Annotated in this window: 21 protein-coding genes and 1 other RNA gene; 9 read left to right on the top strand and 13 right to left on the bottom strand. The window is 62.1% G+C overall.

Annotated features, from left to right (window positions below; all coding sequences use genetic code 11):
* Window positions 1-4 precede the first annotated feature (4 nt).
* Window positions 5-101, bottom strand: an RNA gene (ffs, locus tag ATY78_RS19260) — signal recognition particle sRNA small type.
* A gap of 88 nt (window positions 102-189) precedes the next feature.
* On the opposite strand from ffs, the gene ATY78_RS19255 reads away from it, so the two are divergent.
* The 5 genes from ATY78_RS19255 to ATY78_RS19235 all read left to right on the top strand — a co-directional run bounded on the left by ATY78_RS19255 (window position 190) and on the right by ATY78_RS19235 (window position 3,163).
* Window positions 190-600 carry an HIT family protein gene (locus tag ATY78_RS19255; protein WP_088683920.1) on the top strand — a complete coding sequence of 137 codons (411 nt, stop codon included), beginning with the start codon at window positions 190-192 and terminating at the stop codon, window positions 598-600.
* A complete protein-coding gene (gene nudC / locus ATY78_RS19250) occupies window positions 597-1,556 on the top strand; it encodes an NAD(+) diphosphatase (protein ID WP_088683911.1) in 960 nt (319 codons plus the stop codon). Before ATY78_RS19255 ends, nudC begins: the two co-directional genes overlap by 4 nt.
* A 4-nt stretch (window positions 1,557-1,560) precedes the next feature.
* Entirely contained in the window at window positions 1,561-2,256 is a 696-nt protein-coding gene (locus ATY78_RS19245; protein WP_088683910.1) for a YafY family protein, read from the top strand.
* Window positions 2,257-2,401: 145 nt separating this feature from the next.
* Window positions 2,402-2,662: a hypothetical protein gene (locus ATY78_RS19240; RefSeq protein ID WP_088683909.1), complete on the top strand. Its 261-nt coding sequence runs from the start codon at window positions 2,402-2,404 to the stop codon at window positions 2,660-2,662.
* Window positions 2,663-2,794: 132 nt separating this feature from the next.
* The gene (locus ATY78_RS19235) at window positions 2,795-3,163 is read left to right on the top strand and encodes a VOC family protein (protein WP_088683908.1); all 369 of its coding nucleotides are present in this window, start codon (window positions 2,795-2,797) and stop codon (window positions 3,161-3,163) included.
* A gap of 21 nt (window positions 3,164-3,184) precedes the next feature.
* On the opposite strand, the gene ATY78_RS19230 is transcribed toward ATY78_RS19235, so the two are convergent.
* A complete protein-coding gene (locus ATY78_RS19230; protein ID WP_088683907.1) occupies window positions 3,185-4,039 on the bottom strand; it encodes a prephenate dehydratase in 855 nt (284 codons plus the stop codon).
* 10 nt (window positions 4,040-4,049) lie between these two features.
* Entirely contained in the window at window positions 4,050-4,805 is a 756-nt protein-coding gene (locus ATY78_RS19225; RefSeq protein WP_088683906.1) for a 3-deoxy-manno-octulosonate cytidylyltransferase, read from the bottom strand.
* Window positions 4,806-4,959: 154 nt separating this feature from the next.
* Here ATY78_RS19225 and ATY78_RS19220 point away from each other — a divergent pair, with 154 nt between their 5' ends.
* Window positions 4,960-5,523, top strand: coding sequence for a cytochrome c family protein (locus ATY78_RS19220; RefSeq protein ID WP_088683905.1), 564 nt, complete (start codon window positions 4,960-4,962; stop codon window positions 5,521-5,523).
* A 69-nt stretch (window positions 5,524-5,592) separates the two neighbouring features.
* On the opposite strand, the gene ATY78_RS19215 is transcribed toward ATY78_RS19220, so the two are convergent.
* The gene (locus ATY78_RS19215; RefSeq protein ID WP_088683904.1) at window positions 5,593-6,540 is read right to left on the bottom strand and encodes an AEC family transporter; all 948 of its coding nucleotides are present in this window, start codon (window positions 6,538-6,540) and stop codon (window positions 5,593-5,595) included.
* Window positions 6,541-6,954: 414 nt separating this feature from the next.
* Between ATY78_RS19215 and ATY78_RS19210 the strand changes: the two genes are divergently transcribed.
* Window positions 6,955-7,947: an adenosine kinase gene (locus tag ATY78_RS19210; RefSeq protein WP_088683903.1), complete on the top strand. Its 993-nt coding sequence runs from the start codon at window positions 6,955-6,957 to the stop codon at window positions 7,945-7,947.
* Here the strand turns inward: ATY78_RS19210 and ATY78_RS19205 are convergent.
* On the bottom strand, window positions 7,940-8,479 hold the full coding sequence (locus ATY78_RS19205) for an SH3 domain-containing protein (protein ID WP_088683902.1): 540 nt from the start codon (window positions 8,477-8,479) through the stop codon (window positions 7,940-7,942). The genes ATY78_RS19210 and ATY78_RS19205 overlap by 8 nt on opposite strands.
* A 186-nt stretch (window positions 8,480-8,665) precedes the next feature.
* On the opposite strand from ATY78_RS19205, the gene ATY78_RS19200 reads away from it, so the two are divergent.
* On the top strand, window positions 8,666-9,667 hold the full coding sequence (locus tag ATY78_RS19200; protein WP_088683901.1) for a D-glycerate dehydrogenase: 1,002 nt from the start codon (window positions 8,666-8,668) through the stop codon (window positions 9,665-9,667).
* A 6-nt stretch (window positions 9,668-9,673) separates the two neighbouring features.
* Here ATY78_RS19200 and ATY78_RS19195 read toward each other — a convergent pair whose 3' ends face one another.
* The 3 genes from ATY78_RS19195 to recF are packed head-to-tail and all read right to left on the bottom strand — an operon-like array spanning window position 9,674 to window position 12,083.
* Complete coding sequence (locus ATY78_RS19195) at window positions 9,674-10,147, bottom strand: GNAT family N-acetyltransferase (RefSeq protein WP_088683900.1); 474 nt, start codon at window positions 10,145-10,147, stop codon at window positions 9,674-9,676.
* The gene (locus ATY78_RS19190; protein ID WP_088683899.1) at window positions 10,144-10,962 is read right to left on the bottom strand and encodes a molybdopterin-synthase adenylyltransferase MoeB; all 819 of its coding nucleotides are present in this window, start codon (window positions 10,960-10,962) and stop codon (window positions 10,144-10,146) included. The genes ATY78_RS19195 and ATY78_RS19190 overlap by 4 nt, the downstream gene beginning before the upstream one ends.
* Entirely contained in the window at window positions 10,959-12,083 is a 1,125-nt protein-coding gene (recF, locus tag ATY78_RS19185) for a DNA replication/repair protein RecF (protein ID WP_088683898.1), read from the bottom strand. Before recF ends, ATY78_RS19190 begins: the two co-directional genes overlap by 4 nt.
* Before the next feature lie 336 nt (window positions 12,084-12,419).
* Between recF and ATY78_RS19180 the strand changes: the two genes are divergently transcribed.
* On the top strand, window positions 12,420-12,785 hold the full coding sequence (locus ATY78_RS19180) for a helix-turn-helix transcriptional regulator (RefSeq protein ID WP_088683897.1): 366 nt from the start codon (window positions 12,420-12,422) through the stop codon (window positions 12,783-12,785).
* Between the two features lie 139 nt (window positions 12,786-12,924).
* On the opposite strand, the gene ATY78_RS19175 is transcribed toward ATY78_RS19180, so the two are convergent.
* The 5 genes from ATY78_RS19175 to ATY78_RS19155 all read right to left on the bottom strand — a co-directional run bounded on the left by ATY78_RS19175 (window position 12,925) and on the right by ATY78_RS19155 (window position 19,544).
* Window positions 12,925-13,125: a hypothetical protein gene (locus ATY78_RS19175; RefSeq protein ID WP_085776534.1), complete on the bottom strand. Its 201-nt coding sequence runs from the start codon at window positions 13,123-13,125 to the stop codon at window positions 12,925-12,927.
* A gap of 339 nt (window positions 13,126-13,464) precedes the next feature.
* A complete protein-coding gene (dnaJ, locus tag ATY78_RS19170; RefSeq protein WP_088683896.1) occupies window positions 13,465-14,592 on the bottom strand; it encodes a molecular chaperone DnaJ in 1,128 nt (375 codons plus the stop codon).
* Between the two features lie 85 nt (window positions 14,593-14,677).
* Window positions 14,678-16,594 (bottom strand): molecular chaperone DnaK, encoded by a 1,917-nt coding sequence (dnaK, locus tag ATY78_RS19165; protein WP_088683895.1) that lies wholly within the window; start codon window positions 16,592-16,594, stop codon window positions 14,678-14,680.
* A gap of 248 nt (window positions 16,595-16,842) precedes the next feature.
* On the bottom strand, window positions 16,843-19,170 hold the full coding sequence (locus ATY78_RS19160; RefSeq protein ID WP_088683894.1) for a transglycosylase domain-containing protein: 2,328 nt from the start codon (window positions 19,168-19,170) through the stop codon (window positions 16,843-16,845).
* Window positions 19,171-19,322: 152 nt separating this feature from the next.
* Complete coding sequence (locus tag ATY78_RS19155) at window positions 19,323-19,544, bottom strand: hypothetical protein (RefSeq protein ID WP_088683919.1); 222 nt, start codon at window positions 19,542-19,544, stop codon at window positions 19,323-19,325.
* Between the last annotated feature and the right edge of the window lie 508 nt (window positions 19,545-20,052).

Here is a 20,052-nt window from a genome sequence, read left to right as displayed (position 1 = left end):
GAAGGTGGGAGGCTGGCACGATGACCCGTGCCGGGCTCGTTAGGGCTGCTTCCTTCCGGACCTGACCCGGTTGGCGAGTGGCTCGTCCACCACCAACCTCCCGGATGCACATATCGGCAATATCGTCATCAAAAGCAAGCCAACATCATAAAAAACTGCTAGTCGTAGGAAAAGACAGGAGGAATGCCCTTGAATGCCTTCGAGCTCGACCCCCGGCTGGAAAACGACAGCGTCAGCATCATGGTCACCGGTCTCTGTGATCTCAGATTGTCGAAGGACGCCCGCTGGCCCTGGCTCATTCTCGTGCCGCGCCGGGCCGGCATTACCGAAATTTTCGAGCTGACGCCACTCGATCAGGTGCTGCTCGCCTTCGAGACGGAACTCGCCGCCAAGGCATTGAAGGAGATCACCGGCGCGACAAAAATCAATGTCGGGGCTCTTGGCAATATCGTCCGCCAGCTTCATGTTCATGTCATTGCCCGCTTCGAAGGCGATGCCAACTGGCCGGGTCCCGTCTGGGGCTTCGGGCGCGCTGAGCCTTACGAGGACGGAAAGAGAGACGAGTTCACAGCGAAGCTGCGGGAAGCCCTTTCATCATGAGTCATTCGCTTTTCGATTCGGATGTGCCGCATCCGGAACCCAGCAACCTCACTGCCTTTGCCGCCAACGACCTCGATCGCGATTCCGAGCACCGCGATGAAAAATCAGTCGAAAAGGCGCTGGCCAGGGAAGGCACCCATATCTTCGCCTTCGCCAAAGACAAGCTGGTGCTGAAGCATGACGGCCAGGTGCTCGATCCGCTCTTCGCCCGCTACGAGCTGCAGGAGCTGCAGCCGGATTGGGACGAGACGGTGCTTTTAGGTTACCGCAAATCAGGCGAGCCGCGTCTTGCCGTTCCGGTCGGCGTCGATGTCGAGGACCTCGCCAGCCAATACAAGCCCGCCGATGGCCGTACCCTGTTTCGCGAGATGCTGATCGACGAGGTGCTGCTCGGCGAATTCGCCCAGGCCGCCAGCCTGATCCGCTGGAACGGCGACAACCGCTTCTGCGGCCGCTGCGGTTCGGCGATGGAGATCCATATCGGCGGCTACAAGCGTGTCTGCACCGCCTGCGAACACATGATTTTCCCGCGCACTGATCCCGTGGTCATCATGCTGACGGTCGACGAGACGCGCGACCTCTGCCTGCTCGGCCGCAGCCCGCATTTCGCGCCCGGCATGTATTCCTGTCTTGCCGGCTTCGTCGAACCCGGCGAGACCATCGAGAACGCCGTGCGCCGCGAAACGCTTGAAGAGTCAGGCATCCGCACCGGCCGCATCCGCTATCACGCCTCGCAGCCCTGGCCGATGCCGCATTCGCTGATGATCGGCTGTTATGCCGAGGCGAAATCCAGTGAAATCAAGCGCGACGAGACCGAATTGGAGGATTGTCGCTGGTTCACCCGCGCGGAAACGCTGGAGATGCTGGAACGCCCAGGCGCCAACGGCAAGGCTTCGCCGCCGAAAGGGGCGATTGCCCACCGCCTGATGCGCGACTGGGTGGAGTGGAAGCGCTAGCGCCATGCCGGTCGCCCGTTCGGAACGGCTGCTGACGCTGCTCCAGACGCTTCGGCGTTATCGCAGGCCGGTGACCGGCACCGTGCTTGCCCAGGAGACCGGCGTCAGCCTGCGCACGCTCTACCGCGATATTGCCAGCCTGCAGGCCCAGGGCGCGATGATCGAAGGCGAAGCCGGCATCGGTTATGTGCTGAAGCCCGGGTTCATGCTGCCGCCGATGATGTTTTCCGAAGAAGAGCTTGAGGCCTTGGTGCTCGGTTCGCGCTGGGTGGCCCGCGCCGCCGAGCCGCGTCTTGCCGGCGCCGGCGCGGATGCGCTGGCCAAGATCGCCGCCGTGCTGCCGGCCGATATGCGTGAGACGATCGATTCGGCGACACTCTTCGTTGGCCGCAAGCGCCAGGACGAGGACAAGGCCGATGTTTCGGCCATTCGCAAGGCGATTCGTCTGGAGCGTGTGCTCGAACTGCACTATGGCGACGAGCAGGGCCGGATTTCACGCCGCCGTGTCTGGCCTTTCGCGCTCGGCTATTTCGAGCATGTGCGCATCATCATGGCCTGGTGCGAGCTGCGCCAGGATTTCCGCCATTTCCGCACCGATCGCATCATCGACATGGCGGTCCATGAGACGCGGTATCCACGCCGCCGCACGGTGCTCCTCAAGGAGTGGCGCGAGACGCAGGACGTGCCGCTGGAGACCTGAAACGCTGCTGCCATAAACTGTCAGCAGACCGCGTTATTATCAGTCTCAATTCACTACAGCGCCGCGCTTCTTTGGACGCGCAAAGGACGCTGTAGCATCCAGGTTCCGCTCATCGTGTCGATGCGCCAGGAAAGGAGCACTGATCATGGTAACGCCTCCAGTCATTCAGCCGGCCGGCGATCGCTTCGCCTCCGATAGTTTTGCAGACATTATCTCGGCCGAAACCTTTGCCGACGCCCGGCAGTCGACGTACTCCGGCCTGTTGCATCTGGCCATGAGTCTTTTCCGGATCTCCGGGCAAAGCCACTCGAAACTCGATGTTGAAGCGGCCCCCGATTGTCTGAAGCGCGACCTCGGCTTCATGGATGGGCGCAACCCGCGCCTCCAAGACCGGTTCCCGCTCTAAACATCTGATTGTCCAGCTCATCCACTTGACGAGAACGGGCGTTGCTTTCGCAGCGCCTTTTGTTTCCTGCTGCCACAAATTGGCAGCAGGAAGTATCTCGCACGCCCAACTTACAGCAACGGGAGAACCGAAATGACCAGCCCCAATCTGATAATCCTCTATGTCAAGGATCCGGCCGAAAGCGCCGGCTTTTACCGCAACATCCTGAACCGCGAACCGGCGGTGGAAGCGCCGAATTTCGTCGCCTTCCCGCTCGACGGCGGCTTCACCCTTGGTCTCTGGCGGCGCAGCAAGGTCGAGCCGCAGCCCTCCGCCATCGGCAACCGCGGCGAAGTGGCCTTCATGGTGGCGGGAGAAAATGCCGTCGCCAGGCAATATGAGGACTGGCGTCAGCGCGGCCTGCCGATCGCCCAGGAGCTGACCGAGCTCGATTTCGGCCCGACCTTCGTCGTGCTCGATCCCGATGGGCATCGGCTGCGCGTCTGTGAGCCGGATAAATAATATGCCGGAGGGCGAGGTCTGTTAAAGCAGGCCTCGCATCGCATGCCCCTTATAGACGCCGAGGATGCGCACCTTCTCGGAGAAGAAACGCAGTTCCTCCAATGCCCGGCGTACGTTCGGATCGTTCGGATGGCCCTCGATATCGGCGTAGAACTGCGTCGCCACGAACTTTCCGCCGAGCTGGTAGCTTTCGAGCTTCGTCATGTTGATGTTGTTGGTGGCAAAGCCGCCGAGCGCCTTGTAGAGCGCGGCGGGGATGTTGCGAACGTTGAAGACGAAGGTGGTAACGACCTTTTCGTCAGCCGAATTGCGTTGCGCCCATTCCTCGTCGCGGGACAGGATGACGAAACGGGTGACGTTGTTTTCCGTATCCTCGACATTTTCGGCGACGATCTCCAGCCCGTAGAGATCGGCCGCAAGGCGCGGAGCAAGTGCGGCCATCGAGCGATCGCCGGTTTCCTGCACCAGTTTTGCCGCTCCCGCCGTATCGCCGGCGATGACAGGCTTCCAGCCGTGAGCGCGCACGATCTTGCGGCACTGGCCGAGCGCGTGGATATGGCTGTGCACCGTGCGGATCTCGTCCTTGGTGACGCCTGGCAGCACCATCAGCTGGAAGCGGATCGGCATGAAATATTCGCCGATGATATGCAGCCGCGATTCGGGCAGCAGATGGTGGATATCGGCGACGCGTCCGGCAATCGTGTTCTCGATCGGGATCATCGCGATATCGGCATCACCATTGTCGACTGCCGTGAAGGCATCCTCGAAGGTCTGGCAGGGCAGCGGCTCCATGGTCGGAAACATGTCGCGGCAGGCCATGTCGGAATTGGCGCCGAATTCACCCTGGAAGGCGATCCTGTTGGTCTTGATGTTCATGGTGGTCTCGTCAGTTCGACTTTGCGGAGAGGATGCGCCGCGCTTTTTCGAGGTCGGCGGGAGTATCGACACCGAGCGGAACCGTGTCAACGATCTCGGCGTCGATGCGCATGCCGGCTTCGAGCGCCCGAAGTTGCTCCAGCGCCTCTCGCTTTTCGAGCGTCGAAGGACCGAGCGAAACGAACCGTTCCAGCGCCTCGCGCCGATAGGCATAGAGCCCGATATGATGGTAGAGCGGCCCCTTTCCGTAGGGCGCGGTCGTGCGGGTGAAATAGAGCGCGTGCAGACGGGTCTCGGAAACGGGCGAACCGACGATCTTGACGATGTGCGGCGCGGCCTTGTCTTCTTCATTGTCGATTTCGGTGGTCAGCGTGCCGATATCGACCGCCTCGTTATCGAGAGGGCGCAAAGCCGCCCGCACGGTTTCCGGCTCGATCGTCGGCAGATCGCCCTGGACGTTGACGATGATTTTCGCCTTTTTGCCGGGATCGACCTTGGTCAGCGCTTCGTAGATCCGGTCGGAGCCCGATTGGTGATCGCCGCGCGTCATGACGACTTCGAAGCCGGCCGCGGCGATCGTATCGAACACCCGGGCGTCGTCGACGGCGACGACCACGCGGCCGATGGCGGCCTCCCGGGCGCGCATCGCCACCTGCACGATCATCGGCAGACCGCAAATATCGGCCAGCGGCTTGCCCGGAAGCCGGGTGGAGGCCATTCGCGCCGGGATCAATACGAGCACGTCGTGTAAATTTGAATCACTCATTGTTCGGGCCTTCTATTCCGGGCTGAAAAGTGTCAAAAAGTCTCACACGCAAGACCATTTAGACAGTTGCAACGATCCGTCAAAAGACATAGGTTCCGCGCGATTTCAAGATGGTCCGGTTTATGGTCTGCCGGCTGCAAGGGGAGCATTGCAGATGAATTCATACGTCAATACGGCCGTGGGGGCGCTGCTCGGAACGATTTTCGTTCTGATGTCGGTCTCTATCGCGTCCGAGGGGGTCTTCCATTCCGAAGCACCGGAGAAGGAAGGTTTCGCGATCGTTGCCGAAGAGGCGCCGGCTGCCGGTGGCGAAGCTGCGCCTGCCGCTGCCGTGCCGATTGCGCAATTGCTCGCTTCTGCAGATGCCAAGGCCGGTGAAGTAATCTTCAAGAAGTGTCAGGCCTGTCATGACGCCACCAAAGGGGGACCGAACAAGGTCGGTCCTAACCTCTTTGGTGTCGTAGATCGCCCGATCGCCTCGCATGAAGGCTTTGCCTATTCCGCTGCCATGAAGGATTTCTCCAAGGGCAGCAGCGAAAAGTGGACCTTCGAATTCCTCAACAAGTTCCTTCTGGCGCCGAAGAAGGACGTTCCCGGCACCGCAATGGGCTTTGCCGGTCTGCCGAAGGATCAGGATCGCGCCAACGTCATCCTCTACCTGCATACGCTGGCCGATTCGCCGGTGCCGTTGCCGGATCCGAACACCGCGACGCAGTAAGGCGGCAGCATACGCGCATGACATGGAAGCCCGGCCGCAAGCCGGGCTTTTTGTTATCGAGAAAGCTGCTCAGGCGCCGAGGAAATAGGCCCAGAGCGAGACGGTGACGGCCCCGAGCGCCGTCGTTACCGAAATCGTCGAGGCGGCGAGGCTGTGGCCGACGCCGAAGCGATTGGCGATCAGCCAGGCGTTGACGCCTGTCGGCACGGAGGAGGTCAGCACGATCGCCGCCGTCCATTCCGGGCTCAAGCCGAGGAGATGGCTTGCCGCCCAGACGCAGCCCGGCAGCAGCAGCAGCTTGCATGCCGAAGTGACGCTGGCGATGCCGAGATTGCCGGAGACGCCGTATTTCTCCAACGCCATGCCGAGCGAAATCAGCGCCGCCGGGCCGGCAATGCCGGCGATCTGGTTGACGACGGTCGCCAGCGTCGCCGTCATCGTAAGGCCGGAAAGGTGCACGGCCATGCCGGCCGCAAGCCCGATCACCAGCGGATTGCGTATGAGATTGATGGCGATCTGGCGAAGCACGAAGATCATGCTGCGGTCGCTTTTGCCGGCGATCTTCCGCTCCGCATGCTCCATCAGCACCGTGCCCGCGACCATCATGACGGGCAGGTGCACGGCGAGCAGGATCGACAGCGCCACCAGCCCCTCGTCGCCGACGGTGCGCTCGACGAGCGGCAGCCCGATGAAAACATTGTTGGCGAAGGCCGAGGACACCCCGGCCAGTACGCCGATCCGTTCGTCACGGCCGAAGAGGCGGGTGGCGGCGATGTGGCCGGCCGTCCAGGTGATGGCAACGCCGGAGAAATAGACGATCCAGAGCCGGAAAGGCGAGGCGCCGTGAAAATCCGCCTCGGCGATCGTGCGGAAGAGCAGAAGCGGCACGGCGATCTTGAAGACGAATTCGCTGAGCGCGTCGCCGACATTCGACGCCATCAAGCCGCTGCGGACGATCACCCAGCCGATGAGAATCAGGATGAAAATGGGAAGGACGTCGAGAATGATGGCTGACATGGGGGAGATTGCTCTGCGCGGGGGAGTATCCCACCTCTATCAGCAAACCGCCGGGATTGAAAAGGCAAAGGCGTCCGCAACTGCGTCACCCTCAAAGCAAAAAAAGCGGGCACTGCCCGCTTTTCCGCTCCGGCCTTGCCGGATACCCGAATCGCGAAGCTGCCAGTTCATCCGTGGTCAGCATCGCGCCGGTAAGATCGAAGGGATCATCCCTCGTGCGCCCGGCTGCAACTGAAAGCTGCTCATGCCGGTCTTCCTGCGAGCATATCTAGATTTCGAAGATGACAGGGGCATGACGAATAAGCGGCACTTTTGCGAAGAAATAGATGCGCCATTCACCATTTATCCTTCCAAACCGCGGAAATTTCGCTAAGACCGAACCCCGGCTATCACAAATCCGGGACTCCCCATTTCATGACAAGATTCGATGTTCTGACAGTCGGCAACGCAATCGTGGATATCATCGCCCGTTGCAACGACCAGTTCCTCATTGACAACAAGATCACCAAGGCGGCGATGAATCTCATCGATGCCGAACGCGCCGAACTCTTGTATTCGCGCATGGGACCCGCACTCGAAGCCTCCGGCGGCAGCGCCGGCAACACGGCGGCGGGCGTCGCGAACCTCGGCGGCAAGGCCGCCTATTTCGGCAATGTCGCCGCCGATCAGCTCGGCGAAATTTTCACGCACGACATTCGCGCCCAGGGCGTCCATTACCAGACGAAGCCGAAAGGCACCTTCCCGCCGACCGCCCGTTCGATGATCTTCGTCACCGAGGACGGCGAACGCTCGATGAACACCTATCTCGGCGCCTGCGTCGAGCTCGGCCCCGAGGATGTCGAGGCCGATGTCGTGGCCGACGCCAAGGTCACCTATTTCGAAGGTTATCTGTGGGATCCGCCGCGCGCCAAGGAAGCGATTCTCGATTGCGCCCGCATCGCCCATGAAAACGGCCGCGAAATGTCGATGACGCTGTCCGACAGCTTCTGCGTCGGCCGCTATCGCAGTGAATTCCTCGATCTGATGCGGTCCGGCAAGGTCGATATCGTCTTCGCCAATCGCCAGGAGGCGCTCTCCCTTTACGAGACCGAAGATTTCGAAGAGGCGCTGAACAAGATCGCCGCCGATTGCAAGATCGCCGCGGTGACGATGAGCGAGGACGGCGCGGTCATCCTGAAGGGCAGCGAGCGTTATTATGTCGATGCGATCAGGATCAGGGAGGTTGTGGATACGACGGGTGCCGGCGATCTCTTCGCTTCGGGCTTCCTCTACGGCTATACGCAGGGACGGTCGCTGGAAGATTGCGGCAAGCTCGGTTGCCTGGCGGCCGGCATCGTCATCCAGCAGATCGGCCCGCGTCCGATGACCTCGCTCTCCGAGGCAGCCAAAGCGGCAGGGCTTATTTGAAGGCTTCGCCGGGATAGGCGCCCCAGATCTCCGACTGCGCCACCCAACCGGAGGCGCCGTCGGTTTCGGCGCGGCACCAGTCGCCGTTGCATTCGCCGATCGTCAGCATCACGCCGGGCTCCAGCTTGGCGACGACCGAGGCGGAGGGTAGCGCCTCGCGGCGCAGATTGACGTAGACGCCTTTGCCCTTCGTCTTCATCCAGGGAGCGGCGATCGCCGCGCGCTGGCCCGACAGCAGCGACTGGTTGACCCAGCCCTCGGTGCCGTCGGCATCACGGATGCGGCGCCAATTGTCATATTCCTGAATGATTTCCACCGGCAGGCCGGATTTCAGGTACATCCATGAAACGGCATAGTCCGTTCCGGGGCCGATGCGCAGGTTGACGCGCTTGGATTTCAGCGTGACGAAACGCGGCAACGGCAGTCCGCTCGGTCCCTTGGCCGCCTGCGCATGGGCAAGTTCCAGGGCGGCCATGGATGTGGTCAGAGCGATCGCGACGGCGAGGCAGGACTTCAGGACTTTGCTGCGCATGGAAGCTTCCGTTTGCTCGAATCCGCGGGCCAGGCCCAGCCTGCTCGCTGTCCGGGCACTGACATTCCCCGGCTGCACCACGAGTTTTGTTTGTCTTCGCGTGCGGGTCTGGTAGAAAATGCCCGGAATGGGAAAGTTATCCCCTTTCTTGGTTAAAGACCTCTGAACAAGGCACGACGGGCAGCCATGACAGCGAAGAAAAAACCGAAGGTCTACATCACCCGCAAGCTGCCGGATGCCGTCGAAACCCGCATGCGCGAGCTCTTCGACGCCGAGCTGAACATCGACGATACGCCGCGTTCCGTTCCCGAGCTGATCGCCGCCGTCAGGACGGCCGACGTGCTGGTGCCGACCGTCACCGACCGCATCGACGCGGCGCTGATCGAAGAGGCGGGGCCGCAGATGAAGCTGATTGCCAGCTTCTCCAACGGCACCGACCATATCGACGTCGAGGCGGCGGCGCGCAAAGGCATCACCGTCACCAACACGCCGAACGTCTTGACCGAAGACACGGCCGACATGACGATGGCGCTCATTCTCGCGGTGCCGCGCAGGCTCGGCGAAGGTGCACGCGTGCTGACCGACAAGCCGGGCGAATGGGCCGGCTGGTCTCCCACCTGGATGCTCGGCCGGCGCATTCACGGCAAACGCATCGGCATCGTCGGCATGGGGCGAATCGGCACGGCGGTCGCCCGCCGCGCCAAGGCCTTCGGTCTTTCGATCCATTATCACAATCGCAAGCGCGTCAATCCGGCGGTCGAGGACGAGCTCGAGGCGACCTATTGGGAAAGCCTCGACCAGATGCTCGCCCGCGTCGACATCGTTTCCGTCAACTGCCCGTCGACGCCGGCGACCTTCCACCTGATCTCGGCGCGCCGCCTGGCGCTGCTGCAGCCGACGGCCTATATCGTCAACACTGCTCGCGGCGACGTGGTCGATGAAGCCGCGCTGATCAAGTGCCTGAGGGAGGGCAAGATCGCCGGCGCCGGCCTCGACGTCTTCGAAAACGAGCCCGCCGTCAATCCGAAGCTCATCAAGCTCGCCAACGAGGGCAAGGTCGTGCTGCTGCCGCATATGAGTTCGGCGACGATCGAAGGCCGGATCGACATGGGCGACAAGGTTATCATCAATATCCGCACCTTCATCGACGGCCATAGACCGCCGAACCGGGTGCTGCCGGGCCGCTGATGCGCGTCAGCGGGCAAGGTTCTTCCGCATCTCGATGAAGGTCGTCCTGGTAAAACCCGGATGCGCCTTCTCGGCGGTTCTGGAAAATCCCCAGGCGGTAAAGACGGCGTGATTCTCAACGAGTTCGATGCGTGTCTCCAGCCGCAAAGCGGCAAGGCCGAGCCCTGCAGCCGTCTCCTCGGCGATTGCAAGCAGCCGCCTGCCGAGGCCCTTGCCTTGCACTGCGGGGAGAACGGCGAGCTTGCCGACATAGAGGCAATCGGCCTCCGGCCGCAGGAACAGGCAGCCGGTCAGCTTTCCCTCCTCGATGGCGACGTGGCCAATCTCGGCCTCAGCCTTTGCGGCCAACGTCTCCGCCGTCAGGCTGAGCGCCGATGACGGGGGATCGATCCGGCCGTTCATCGAAGCGAAGGCGGTCAGGATGAGGGCGAGCAGTTCGTCCCAGCACGTGAAACTCGGATCGAGGCGGATAATCCTCATTCAGCCTGCCTTGCGCGGCGGCGCTTATAGCGCACGGTTTCGAAACGGGCCGAGAGTGCGTCGTAAAGCAGCAGCCGCCCGATCAGCGGTTCGCCGGCGCCGGTAACGAGCTTGATTGCCTCCATCGCCATCATCGTCCCGATGACGCCGGTAAGCGCGCCGATGATGCCGGCTTCGGCGCAGCTGGGGATCAGACCCGCTGGAGGGGCTTCGGGAAACAGGTCGCGGTAACTCGGGTTGAGGGTCCCGTCCTCGGCCGTCTCATAAGGTTTCAGAACCGTCAGCGAACCGTCGAAACGGCCGACGGCGCCGGTGACGAGCGGGATATGGGCTTCTTCCGCCGCATCGGCCGCGGCATAGCGCGTGTCGAAATTGTCGGAACCGTCGATCAGGAGATCGAAGCCGGACAGTTGGCGGCGGGCGATTTCCCGCGAGAAGCGTTCCTCGAAGCGGATGAGCCGGACATGCGGGTTGAGCCTGGCGATGGCAAGCGCTGCGCTCTCCGTCTTCAGTTCGCCGATCGTGCCGGAATCATGGATCACCTGGCGCTGCAGGTTCGAGAGCGACACTCTGTCGTCGTCGACGATGCCGAGCGTGCCGATGCCGGCCGCGGCCAGATATTGCAGGATCGGCGCACCGAGCCCGCCGGCGCCGATCACCAGTACGCGGGCGGCTTTGAGCTTCTGCTGGCCCGCGCCGCCGATCTCGGGGAGCAGGATATGGCGGTGATAGCGGGCGATTTCATCAGGGCTGAGCGGTTCCATGGCGCCGATCGTATCATGGCCCCCGATGCCCGGAAATGCCGTCCCGCTCATTCGAACACCCTTCCGTCGGCCACCGTGAAGACCTGCGCCCTGTCGCCGAGTGCCGAAAACATCGCGCGATCCGTGCCGGTCATGAAGGCCTGGCCGCCGAGCCCGTCGATGAGGTCGAACAGCGCGGCCCGGCGCCCCTCGTCGAGATGGGCTGCGATCTCGTCGAGCAACAGGATCGGCGCATGGCCGGTGAGATTGCCGACGAGCCGCGCATGCGCAAGCACGAGGCCGACAAGCAGCGCTTTCTGCTCGCCGGTGGAGCACCGCTCCGCCTCCATCGCCTTTTCGCGGTGGTGGACGATGAGATCGGCCCGGTGCGGCCCTTCGAGCGTGCGCCCCGCGCCGGCGTCGCGGTAACGGCTCACGGCAAGCATCGCCGCGTAATCGTCCTCGAGGTCGACCGAGGGGCGCGAGAACTGGCCGTCCATGAAGCCCGAGAGCTGCAGCGAGGCCGAGGGGAAGGGCGAGCTCTCCAGTGTTTCCTCGATCAGCCGGGTGAGGAGGCCGAGCATCTCCTGCCGGGCGAGCGCCATGGCGATGCCGAGGCTTGCCATCTGCTCCTCGATGCCTGCAAGCCAGGACGGATCGAAGCGGCCTTCGTCGAGCAATTTGTTGCGGCTGCGCATGGCGCGCTCGAAATCGCTGGCGCGCCGGCCGTGGGCGGGATCGAGTGACAGCACCAGCCGGTCGAGAAAGCGGCGCCGGTCGGAAGATGTGCCGGTGAACAGGCCGTCCATCGAAGGAGTCAGCCAGAGAAGGCGCAGATGGTCGGTCAGCTCGTCGGCGGTCTTTGCCGGCGTGCCGTTGATGCGCAGCCTGCGGGCGGTGGTCTCCTCGCCGGTTTCGATGCCGGTACCGATCTCGACTTCGCCCTCCATGCCGTCGAGCGCGGCGAAGATCGAAAAGCCGCCGGCCGCGCCGACGCGGGTAATATCGCCATAGGCCGCACGGCGCAGGCCGCGGCCGGGCGAAAGCAGCGAGACCGCCTCCATCAGATTGGTCTTGCCGGCGCCGTTGTCTCCCGTCAGCACGACATGGCGGCCGTCAAGTGCAAGCGATGCCGCCGCATAATTGCGGAAGTCGCTCAGCTTCAGGCGGGAAAGGGAAACCTTGTGCGGCATCGGATGTCCGGAATCGTTAAGTGTGACAGCTAAGCCGAAGCGGCGCCGATGGCAAGGCTCGCCGCTTCGCCGGCCTAACTTGCCCATCCGATGCGTCCCAATTTCCCAAAAAAATACAACCTGAGAGGATATGAGCCCGCGGCGCCAGGTCGATGCACCCGGCGGCGATGGTTACGGCCTGCGCGCCTTGATATCAGGAGTTTTGGCGCATTCGCCCGAGACGGCTGACGTAACGTAAAGTCCAGAAAAAGTCGGTTGAATTTTGCAACTTCCGGGTTGAGTTATCTTGCGAAAACGATATGGTGAACAAAAGGTTCATGTATAGAGAGTGGTGAAGTGCCAGATCCGGTCGATATCATCGTTGGTCGCAACATCAGACAGCTTCGCGCCATTCGTCGTGTTTCCCAGCTCGAACTCGGGGAAGCACTCGGACTGACTTTCCAGCAGATCCAGAAATATGAAAAAGGAACGAACCGGGTTTCCGCCAGCAAGCTGCATCAGATTGCGGTTTTCCTCGGTGTCGAGATCTCCGCTCTCTTCGAGGGAACGGGCATATCGGAATTCGGCGGCCGTATCGAACTCAGCCCCGATGCCTATGCTCTTGCGCTGAGCTACGACAAGTTGAATTCGGCCGCAGGCAAGGAAGCGGTCAAGACCATCCTCACGCTGATGACCGGCGAAGCGGTCGAAAGCGCCGCCTGACTGCGCCGGAGCGGTTATAAAGATCACGACACGGTTTAGAGCATGTCGCGCAAAAGTGTGCGGCGGTTTTGCGATAACGACATGCTTAAAAACAAAGACCTAAAGCGCAAGGAGCGAATCTGAAAGATCGCGACGCGCTTTAGTGAATCTCGCACCCATGCAGCGCCGTCAGCAGATCGTCCTGCGTCTGATGGCCGGCATGATAGAGGTCGATCGCGATGCTGGCGATGGAAAGGCCCTGCTGGCTGCGAAGCTTGATGTTGCGCTCGGCGCACCATGTATAGATGGCGCCGGCGAGAACGTCGACATCTTCGGACTGAGAGGAAAAGGCTGGCGCCATGGTAGTTACCCCTATCTTGGTTGTTTCCGCTTGAGCGCGGCGCGTCCGCTGGGACGTGCTAACGGCGCTCTGTCACTTTGAATTGGCGCCTGATCCTTGCCGATATCGATTCCGGTTTTGGGGATTATTCGCTGACGGCAGAGACTGAATTCATTTGGAAAACTTGCAAGCGGCATCATCTGGCTGCGTTAACGCAAGTCGTGTTCCGTCCTGCCGCCGTGTCGATCTGAGACAAATTGCCCGGTGCGGACGGGAAGTGTCGCAGATTGGGACTCGGGAAACAAAAAAGCCGGAGACGTTCCCGTCCCCGGCTTTCGCGATTGCGTATCGATCGGCGGCTCAGCCTTCGAAGAATTCCTTCATCCGGGCAAAGAAGCCCGTCGATTCCGGATTGTTCTCCTTGGAGGAAATCTGCTCGAATTCCTGCAGCAATTCGCGCTGGCGCTTCGTCAGTTTTTGCGGCGTCTCGATCTGGATCTGGATGTAGAGGTCGCCCGTCTGCGCCGAACGCAGCACCGGCATGCCCTTGCTCTTGAGGCGGAACTGCTTGCCCGCCTGCGTGCCTTCCGGCACGCTCACGCGCGACTTGGTGCCGTCGAGCGTCGCCACGTCGAAGGTCCCGCCGAGCGCGGCCGTCGTCATCGAGATCGGTACGGCGCAATAGAGATCGGCCCCGTCGCGCTGGTAGAATTCGTGCGGCTTCACCGACAGGAAGATATAGAGGTCGCCCGCCGGCCCGCCGCGAGTGCCGGCCTCGCCTTCGCCCTGCAGGCGGATGCGCGTGCCGTCCTCGATGCCGGCAGGAATGTTGACCGAGAGCGAACGCTCTTCCGTCACCCGGCCCTGGCCGTGGCACTTCTGGCAGGGATCGGGAATGATCTGGCCGCGGCCGTGGCAGGTCGGGCAGGTCCGCTCGATCGAGAAGAAGCCCTGCGCGGCGCGCACGCGCCCCGTTCCCTGGCAGGTGCCGCAGTTCTTCGGCTGCGTGCCGGGCTTGGCGCCCGAACCCGAACAGACGTCACAGGTGATCGAGGTGGGAACGCGGATCTGCGCCGTCTTGCCGGAGAAGGCCTCTTCCAGCGTGATTTCCATGTTGTAGCGGAGATCGGCGCCGCGTTCGCGCCCGCCTGACGAGCGCTGGCGTGCACGCCCGCCGCCCATCATCTCGCCGAAAATATCCTCGAAGATATCCGAGAAGCCGCCGCCGGCAAATCCGCCGCCACCGCCGCCCATGCCGCCATGTTCGAAGGCCGCATGGCCGTAACGATCATAGGCCGCCCGCTTCTGCGGGTCCTTGAGCATCTCGTAGGCTTCGTTGATTTCCTTGAACTTCCGTTCGGCGTCCTTGTCATCCGGGTTCTTGTCCGGATGGTATTTCATCGCCAGTTTGCGGAAGGCGCTTTTCAGCTCTTTCTCGTCCGCCGACTTGGCTACACCCAGAGTTTCGTAAAAGTCCGCTTTTGCCATTAAGGATTAAACCCCGGAAATGGATTTCCGGCTGCCATGGTGAGCAGCCGGATCAGGTGTTGAAGCATAACCACGCCGTCGCGGATTACGCGGACTTCTTGCGGTCGTCGTCCTTGATTTCCTCGTAGTCGGCATCGACGACATTGTCGCCGTCTTCCGCCGAGGCATCGGCAGCAGCGCCGCCTTCGGCCTGCTGTGCTTCATAGATCGCCTGGCCGAGCTTCATCGACACTTCCATCAGGGTCTGGGTCTTGGCCTTGATGTCTTCGGCATCGGCTTCGGTTGCCTCCGTTGCGGACTTCAGAGCGGCAATCGCATCGGAAATCGCGGTACGGTCGGCTTCGGAAACCTTGTCGCCGTAATCCTTGAGCGACTTTTCCGTGGAGTGGATCAGGCTTTCGGCCTGGTTCTTGGCCTCCACGCCCTCGCGCCGCTTCTTGTCTTCGGCAGCATGGGATTCGGCATCCTTCACCATCTTCTCGATGTCGGCGTCGGAGAGGCCGCCGGAAGCCTGGATGCGGATCTGCTGTTCCTTGCCGGTGCCCTTGTCCTTGGCCGAAACCTGCACGATGCCGTTGGCGTCGATGTCGAAGGTGACTTCGATCTGCGGAACACCGCGCGGCGACGGCGGCAGGCCGACGAGGTCGAACTGGCCGAGCAGCTTGTTGTCGGCAGCCATTTCGCGCTCGCCCTGCGAGACGCGGATGGTGACGGCCTGCTGGTTGTCTTCCGCGGTCGAGAAGGTCTGGCTCTTCTTGGTCGGGATCGTCGTGTTGCGCTCGATCAGGCGGGTGAAGACGCCGCCGAGGGTCTCGATGCCGAGCGACAGCGGGGTTACGTCGAGAAGCAGAACGTCCTTGACGTCGCCCTGGAGAACGCCGGCCTGGATGGCGGCGCCGAGAGCGACGACTTCATCCGGGTTGACACCCTTGTGCGGCTCCTTGCCGAACAGCTGCTTGACGACTTCCTGAACCTTCGGCATGCGGCTCATGCCGCCGACGAGAACCACTTCGTCGATTTCGGCAGCGGTGACGCCGGCATCCTTGAGGGCTGCCTTGCAGGGCGCAATCGTGCGCTGGACGAGGTCGTCGACCAGGCTTTCGAGCTTGGCGCGGGTCAGCTTCAGCGTCAGGTGCTTCGGGCCGGAGGCGTCGGCCGTGATGAACGGCAGGTTGATTTCGGTCTGCTGCGAGGACGACAGCTCGATCTTTGCCTTTTCGGCAGCTTCCTTGAGGCGCTGCAGGGCGAGCTTGTCGTTCTTCAGGTCGATGCCGTTGTCCTTCTTGAACTCGGCAACGAGATATTCGACGAGACGCATGTCGAAGTCTTCACCGCCGAGGAAGGTATCGCCGTTGGTGGACTTCACTTCGAAGACGCCGTCGCCGATCTCGAGGATCGAAATATCGAAGGTGCCGCCGCCAAGGTCGTAGACGGCGATCGTCTTGCCGTCCTTCTTGTCGAGGCCGTAGGCGAGAGCGGCAGCGGTCGGCTCGTTGATGATGCGCAGCACTTCAAGGCCGGCGATGCGGCCGGCATCCTTGGTTGCCTGGCGCTGCGCGTCGTTGAAGTAGGCGGGAACGGTGATGACGGCCTTTTCGACCTTTTCGCCGAGATAGGATTCGGCGGTTTCCTTCATCTTCTGAAGGATCATCGCGGAAATCTGTGCGGGTGAGTAGCCCTTGCCATTGGCTTCGACCCAGGCATCGCCATTGTCGCCCTTGACGATGGTGAAGGGAACGAGATGCTTGTCCTTCTCGACGGTCGGGTCTTCATAGCGGCGGCCGATCAGGCGCTTCACCGCAAAGAGCGTGTTCGTCGGGTTGGTGACCGCCTGGCGCTTGGCCGGCTGGCCGACGAGGCGCTCGCCGTCATCGGAAAAAGCCACCATGGAAGGGGTCGTGCGCGCACCTTCCGCATTCTCGATGACCTTCGCGTCCTTGCCGTCCATGACTGCGACGCAGGAATTCGTCGTTCCAAGGTCGATACCAATTACTTTTGCCATGTCATTCTCTCCTTGAAGCAAGCTGTCGGAACCCCGAGAAGGCATTTCCCTGACAGCCCCTTACGGGATGGGTCTACTTGAGATTACGCAATCGTGATTGCGGTGATGCGGCGTATATAAGGAGCGGTTTTCTGGACTGCAAGGCGAGAAATGCCCCGGAATCCAGCAAAACGAATGTGTTGCATTCAATTTTGACGACAGCCGGGAAAGAGCTCTCCTCAGTGTGTCACGGGGATGCCGCAATGATCTCACTGGCCCATGATCAGATCGAGCAGGGTCGTGCGCCGCGGCTGCACGGAAGAGGTCGTCTGCGGCGTCCCGACATCGCCGGGCGGTACGACGTTTCCATAGCCGGCCCCATCGCCTTCGGCGACGTCGGCAGGCGGAATAGGACCGTTTCCTGACGGCGCGGTTTGCTGCCGGACGGGCGCCTGCGGGTAGCGGTTGGCACTTTCGTCGCCGCCGAAGACGCCGGAAATGATGCCGCCGATCGTCGTTGACGGCGGCTCTTCGGCCGCGACCGGCTGCCCGCCGTCGGGTGCCGCCTGCGCCATCGGCTGGCCGCTGTTCGGATCGGCGACCAATTGGCCGTTGCCGAAGAGCGGAGCCGGCGAAAGACCCTTGTGGGCGGCGACCATGAATTCCTTCCAGGCCTTGGCCGGAAGACCGCCGCCGGTCACCTTCTTCATCGGCTTGCCGTCGTCATTGCCGAACCAGACGCCGGTCGTGAGGTTGCTGGTGAAGCCGACGAAAAGCGCGTCGCGCGAATTCTGCGTCGTGCCGGTCTTGCCGGCCGCCTGCCAGCCGGGAATCTTGGCGCTCTTGCCGGTGCCGTTGTCGATGACGCCCATCATCATCGCATCCATTTCGGCGGCGATCTGCTCGGAGAGCACCCGCGGCGGGCTGTCATAGGTATTTTCGTAGAGAACCTTGCCTTCTGCGGTCGTCACCCGCCGGATGACGTGCGGCGTCGCCTTGTAGCCGCCGTTCATGAAGGCGGCGTAGGATGCGGTGAGCTCCATCAGCGAGACCTCTGACGTGCCGAGCGCAATCGAGGCGTTCGGCTGCAGCTCGCTTTCGATGCCGAGCCGGTGGGCGAGCTTGATCACCTGGTCCGGCCCGTCATACATCACCAGCTGCGCGGCCACCGTATTCAGCGACTTGGCGAGTGCGGTCGCAAGCGTGACTTCGCCATTGTATTTCTTCTCGTAATTCTCGGGCGTCCAGTCGCCGATGCGGATCGGCGCATCGTTGAACACCGAAAAAGGCGTCAACCCCTTTTCGAGCGCTGCGGCATAGACGAAGGGCTTGAACGAGGAACCCGGCTGGCGCTTCGCCTTGACGGCGCGGTTGAACTGGCTCGCCGCATAATCCCTGCCGCCGACGAGCGCGCGGATTGCGCCGGTGCCGTCGATCGACACGAGCGCCGCCTGCGAGGCATCGAGCTTGCCGCCCTCCTTGTCGAGCACGTCGACCAGCGATTGCTCGGCCTTCTTTTCCAGCGATTTGTCGATGGTGGTATCGACGATGACGTCTTCCTTGACGTCGCCGATCAGGCCCGGCAATTGGTCCATCACCATGTCGGCGACATAGTGGCCGGCGCCCGACCAGTAGCTCTTGGCCGAAGCCGGGGTCTGCGACATCGCGGTCTTGACCTCGGAATCGGTGATGAAGCCCTGCTCGCGCATCGCCGCGAGCACGAGCTGGGCGCGCGCATTCGCCGCGTCCGCATCGCGGGCCGGCGAAAGCCGCGACGGTGCCTTGAGCAGGCCGGCCAGCACCGCTGCCTCACCGAGGTTCACGTCGCGCGCCGATTTGTTGAAGTAGCGGCGGGACGCCGCCTCGACGCCATAGGCGTTCGATCCGAAGAACACGCGGTTGAGATACATCGCAAGGATCTGGTCCTTGGTGTATTTCTGCTCCAGCCAGAGCGCGAGCAGCACCTCCTGCACCTTGCGTTCCAGCGTTCTCTCCGGAGAGAGGAAGAGGTTCTTGGCAAGCTGCTGCGTCAGCGTCGAGCCGCCCTGCACCATATGGCCGGCCGTGAAGTTGGTCACGATCGCTCGGCCGAGACCGAGCGGATCGACGCCGAAATGTGAATAGAAACGCCGGTCCTCGATGGCGATGACGGCTTCCGGAATATAGGGCGACATGTTTTCGAGCGACAGCGCTTCGCCGCCGGTGGCGCCGCGATTGGCGATGACGCTGCCGTCGACGGCGGTGATCTTGACGTTCGGCGGCCGTTCCGGGATCGCCCATGTGCTGGCGCTCGGCATGCGCGAACCGTAATAGAGCACGAGCCCGGCGACGCCGATGCCGGCCCAGATGAACAGCACGACGCACCAGTAGATCACGCGGCGCATGAGGCCGAAAAGGCCGCCGCCTTCGCGCTCGCGCGGCTCACGTCGCCGTCGAGGGGCGGCTCGCTGCGGTGAAGGTTTGGAGCTTTTGCTCCGCGTCGATCTGCTGCCGATGACGCGGTCGTCGGCATCGAGCGAGAATTCGTCATCGTCGCGCGCCGGGCGGCCGCTGAAGGACGGTTCGATTCTGTCGCCTGATCTGCCTCTGCCTGCCATCGCCGACCGGTCGCATCCCCTGTTCGATCGCGAAGCCCAACTTCGCCCAACGGCGCACCTGCGGGCGACGTGATCATCCGAGTGAACTGTAATTGCGGCGATTTAACGGGGTGTTAAAGAAGATAAAGTGGCGGAAATTGCGCCTCTTCCCATCAATACTGGCGGGCTTCAAAGTCCTCGGGCGTCTCCGGGTCCTGCTTATATTCCCACTGGCCCAAATGGAAACGCCGCCAGATCTGGCCGGAAGGGTTGAGGCTTGCCCCATCGGTGAGGCGCACGGGAAGGATGGGGTTGTATTTGTGCCAGACGGTAACGTCCTTGGCGGTTGCCCGAGGGCCGAAAAGCCCGAAAAAAGCCGGGTAGTCTTGCGTCATCAGGCTCCAGCCCCGAACGGATCGAGGATCAATCCGTAACGTCGTGAAAGTGCAATAAAGGATGTCCCAAGACAAGGGCATCACGATGCCCTCACGTCAAATTGTCGTTGCGGCTCCCGTCATGCGCATGACGCTGCACCGCACATCTTTTCTCGATGCCGGCGGAACCAATAGTCTTGGTGGGTGTTTATGGGGAAGCGGGACAACCCCCTCACGTCCCGCGAATGATCGGCCGTCTCCCCTCAACACGCGCCGATCGACATCAGGCCCGGTGTGCCCCTCCAAGGGGTCGCCGGGCTTTTTCTTGAGGGCCTAAAGCGCGTCGCGATCTTTCAGATTCGCTTGCCGCACTTTAGGTTTTGGGTTTGCGCATGTCGTGAGCGCAAAACATGGAGTAATCGCGGCGCGATCACCCCATGTCATATTTATCAGATGATGGCTGGCTGGGGTGGTTGCCCCCGGTAAGATGGCAATACGGGCTCACGATTGAACCGGGCCCAAACATCGA

The organism is Rhizobium sp. R635, assembly GCF_002211285.1.
Classification (GTDB): Bacteria; Pseudomonadota; Alphaproteobacteria; order Rhizobiales; family Rhizobiaceae; genus Rhizobium.
The sequence above is the reverse complement of the archived record's forward strand: the minus strand, read 5'-3'. Positions and strand labels throughout refer to the sequence as shown.

Bases quoted from the DNA above. Each gene is read 5' to 3' on its own strand.
- ATY78_RS19155 (WP_088683919.1), bottom strand. From the start codon at position 19,544: ATGACGCAAGACTACCCGGCTTTTTTCGGGCTTTTCGGCCCTCGGGCA.
- ATY78_RS19225 (WP_088683906.1), bottom strand. From the start codon at position 4,805: ATGAGTGATTCAAATTTACACGACGTGCTCGTATTGATCCCGGCGCGA.
- ATY78_RS19210 (WP_088683903.1), top strand. From the start codon at position 6,955: ATGACAAGATTCGATGTTCTGACAGTCGGCAACGCAATCGTGGATATC.
- ATY78_RS19230 (WP_088683907.1), bottom strand. From the start codon at position 4,039: ATGAACATCAAGACCAACAGGATCGCCTTCCAGGGTGAATTCGGCGCC.
- ATY78_RS19160 (WP_088683894.1), bottom strand. From the start codon at position 19,170: ATGGCAGGCAGAGGCAGATCAGGCGACAGAATCGAACCGTCCTTCAGC.
- ATY78_RS19215 (WP_088683904.1), bottom strand. From the start codon at position 6,540: ATGTCAGCCATCATTCTCGACGTCCTTCCCATTTTCATCCTGATTCTC.
- ATY78_RS19235 (WP_088683908.1), top strand. From the start codon at position 2,795: ATGACCAGCCCCAATCTGATAATCCTCTATGTCAAGGATCCGGCCGAA.
- ATY78_RS19205 (WP_088683902.1), bottom strand. From the start codon at position 8,479: ATGCGCAGCAAAGTCCTGAAGTCCTGCCTCGCCGTCGCGATCGCTCTG.
- nudC (WP_088683911.1), top strand. From the start codon at position 597: ATGAGTCATTCGCTTTTCGATTCGGATGTGCCGCATCCGGAACCCAGC.
- ATY78_RS19200 (WP_088683901.1), top strand. From the start codon at position 8,666: ATGACAGCGAAGAAAAAACCGAAGGTCTACATCACCCGCAAGCTGCCG.
- ATY78_RS19175 (WP_085776534.1), bottom strand. From the start codon at position 13,125: ATGGCGCCAGCCTTTTCCTCTCAGTCCGAAGATGTCGACGTTCTCGCC.
- dnaJ (WP_088683896.1), bottom strand. From the start codon at position 14,592: ATGGCAAAAGCGGACTTTTACGAAACTCTGGGTGTAGCCAAGTCGGCG.
- ATY78_RS19195 (WP_088683900.1), bottom strand. From the start codon at position 10,147: ATGAGGATTATCCGCCTCGATCCGAGTTTCACGTGCTGGGACGAACTG.
- recF (WP_088683898.1), bottom strand. From the start codon at position 12,083: ATGCCGCACAAGGTTTCCCTTTCCCGCCTGAAGCTGAGCGACTTCCGC.
- dnaK (WP_088683895.1), bottom strand. From the start codon at position 16,594: ATGGCAAAAGTAATTGGTATCGACCTTGGAACGACGAATTCCTGCGTC.
- ATY78_RS19240 (WP_088683909.1), top strand. From the start codon at position 2,402: ATGGTAACGCCTCCAGTCATTCAGCCGGCCGGCGATCGCTTCGCCTCC.
- ATY78_RS19245 (WP_088683910.1), top strand. From the start codon at position 1,561: ATGCCGGTCGCCCGTTCGGAACGGCTGCTGACGCTGCTCCAGACGCTT.
- ATY78_RS19220 (WP_088683905.1), top strand. From the start codon at position 4,960: ATGAATTCATACGTCAATACGGCCGTGGGGGCGCTGCTCGGAACGATT.
- ATY78_RS19190 (WP_088683899.1), bottom strand. From the start codon at position 10,962: ATGAGCGGGACGGCATTTCCGGGCATCGGGGGCCATGATACGATCGGC.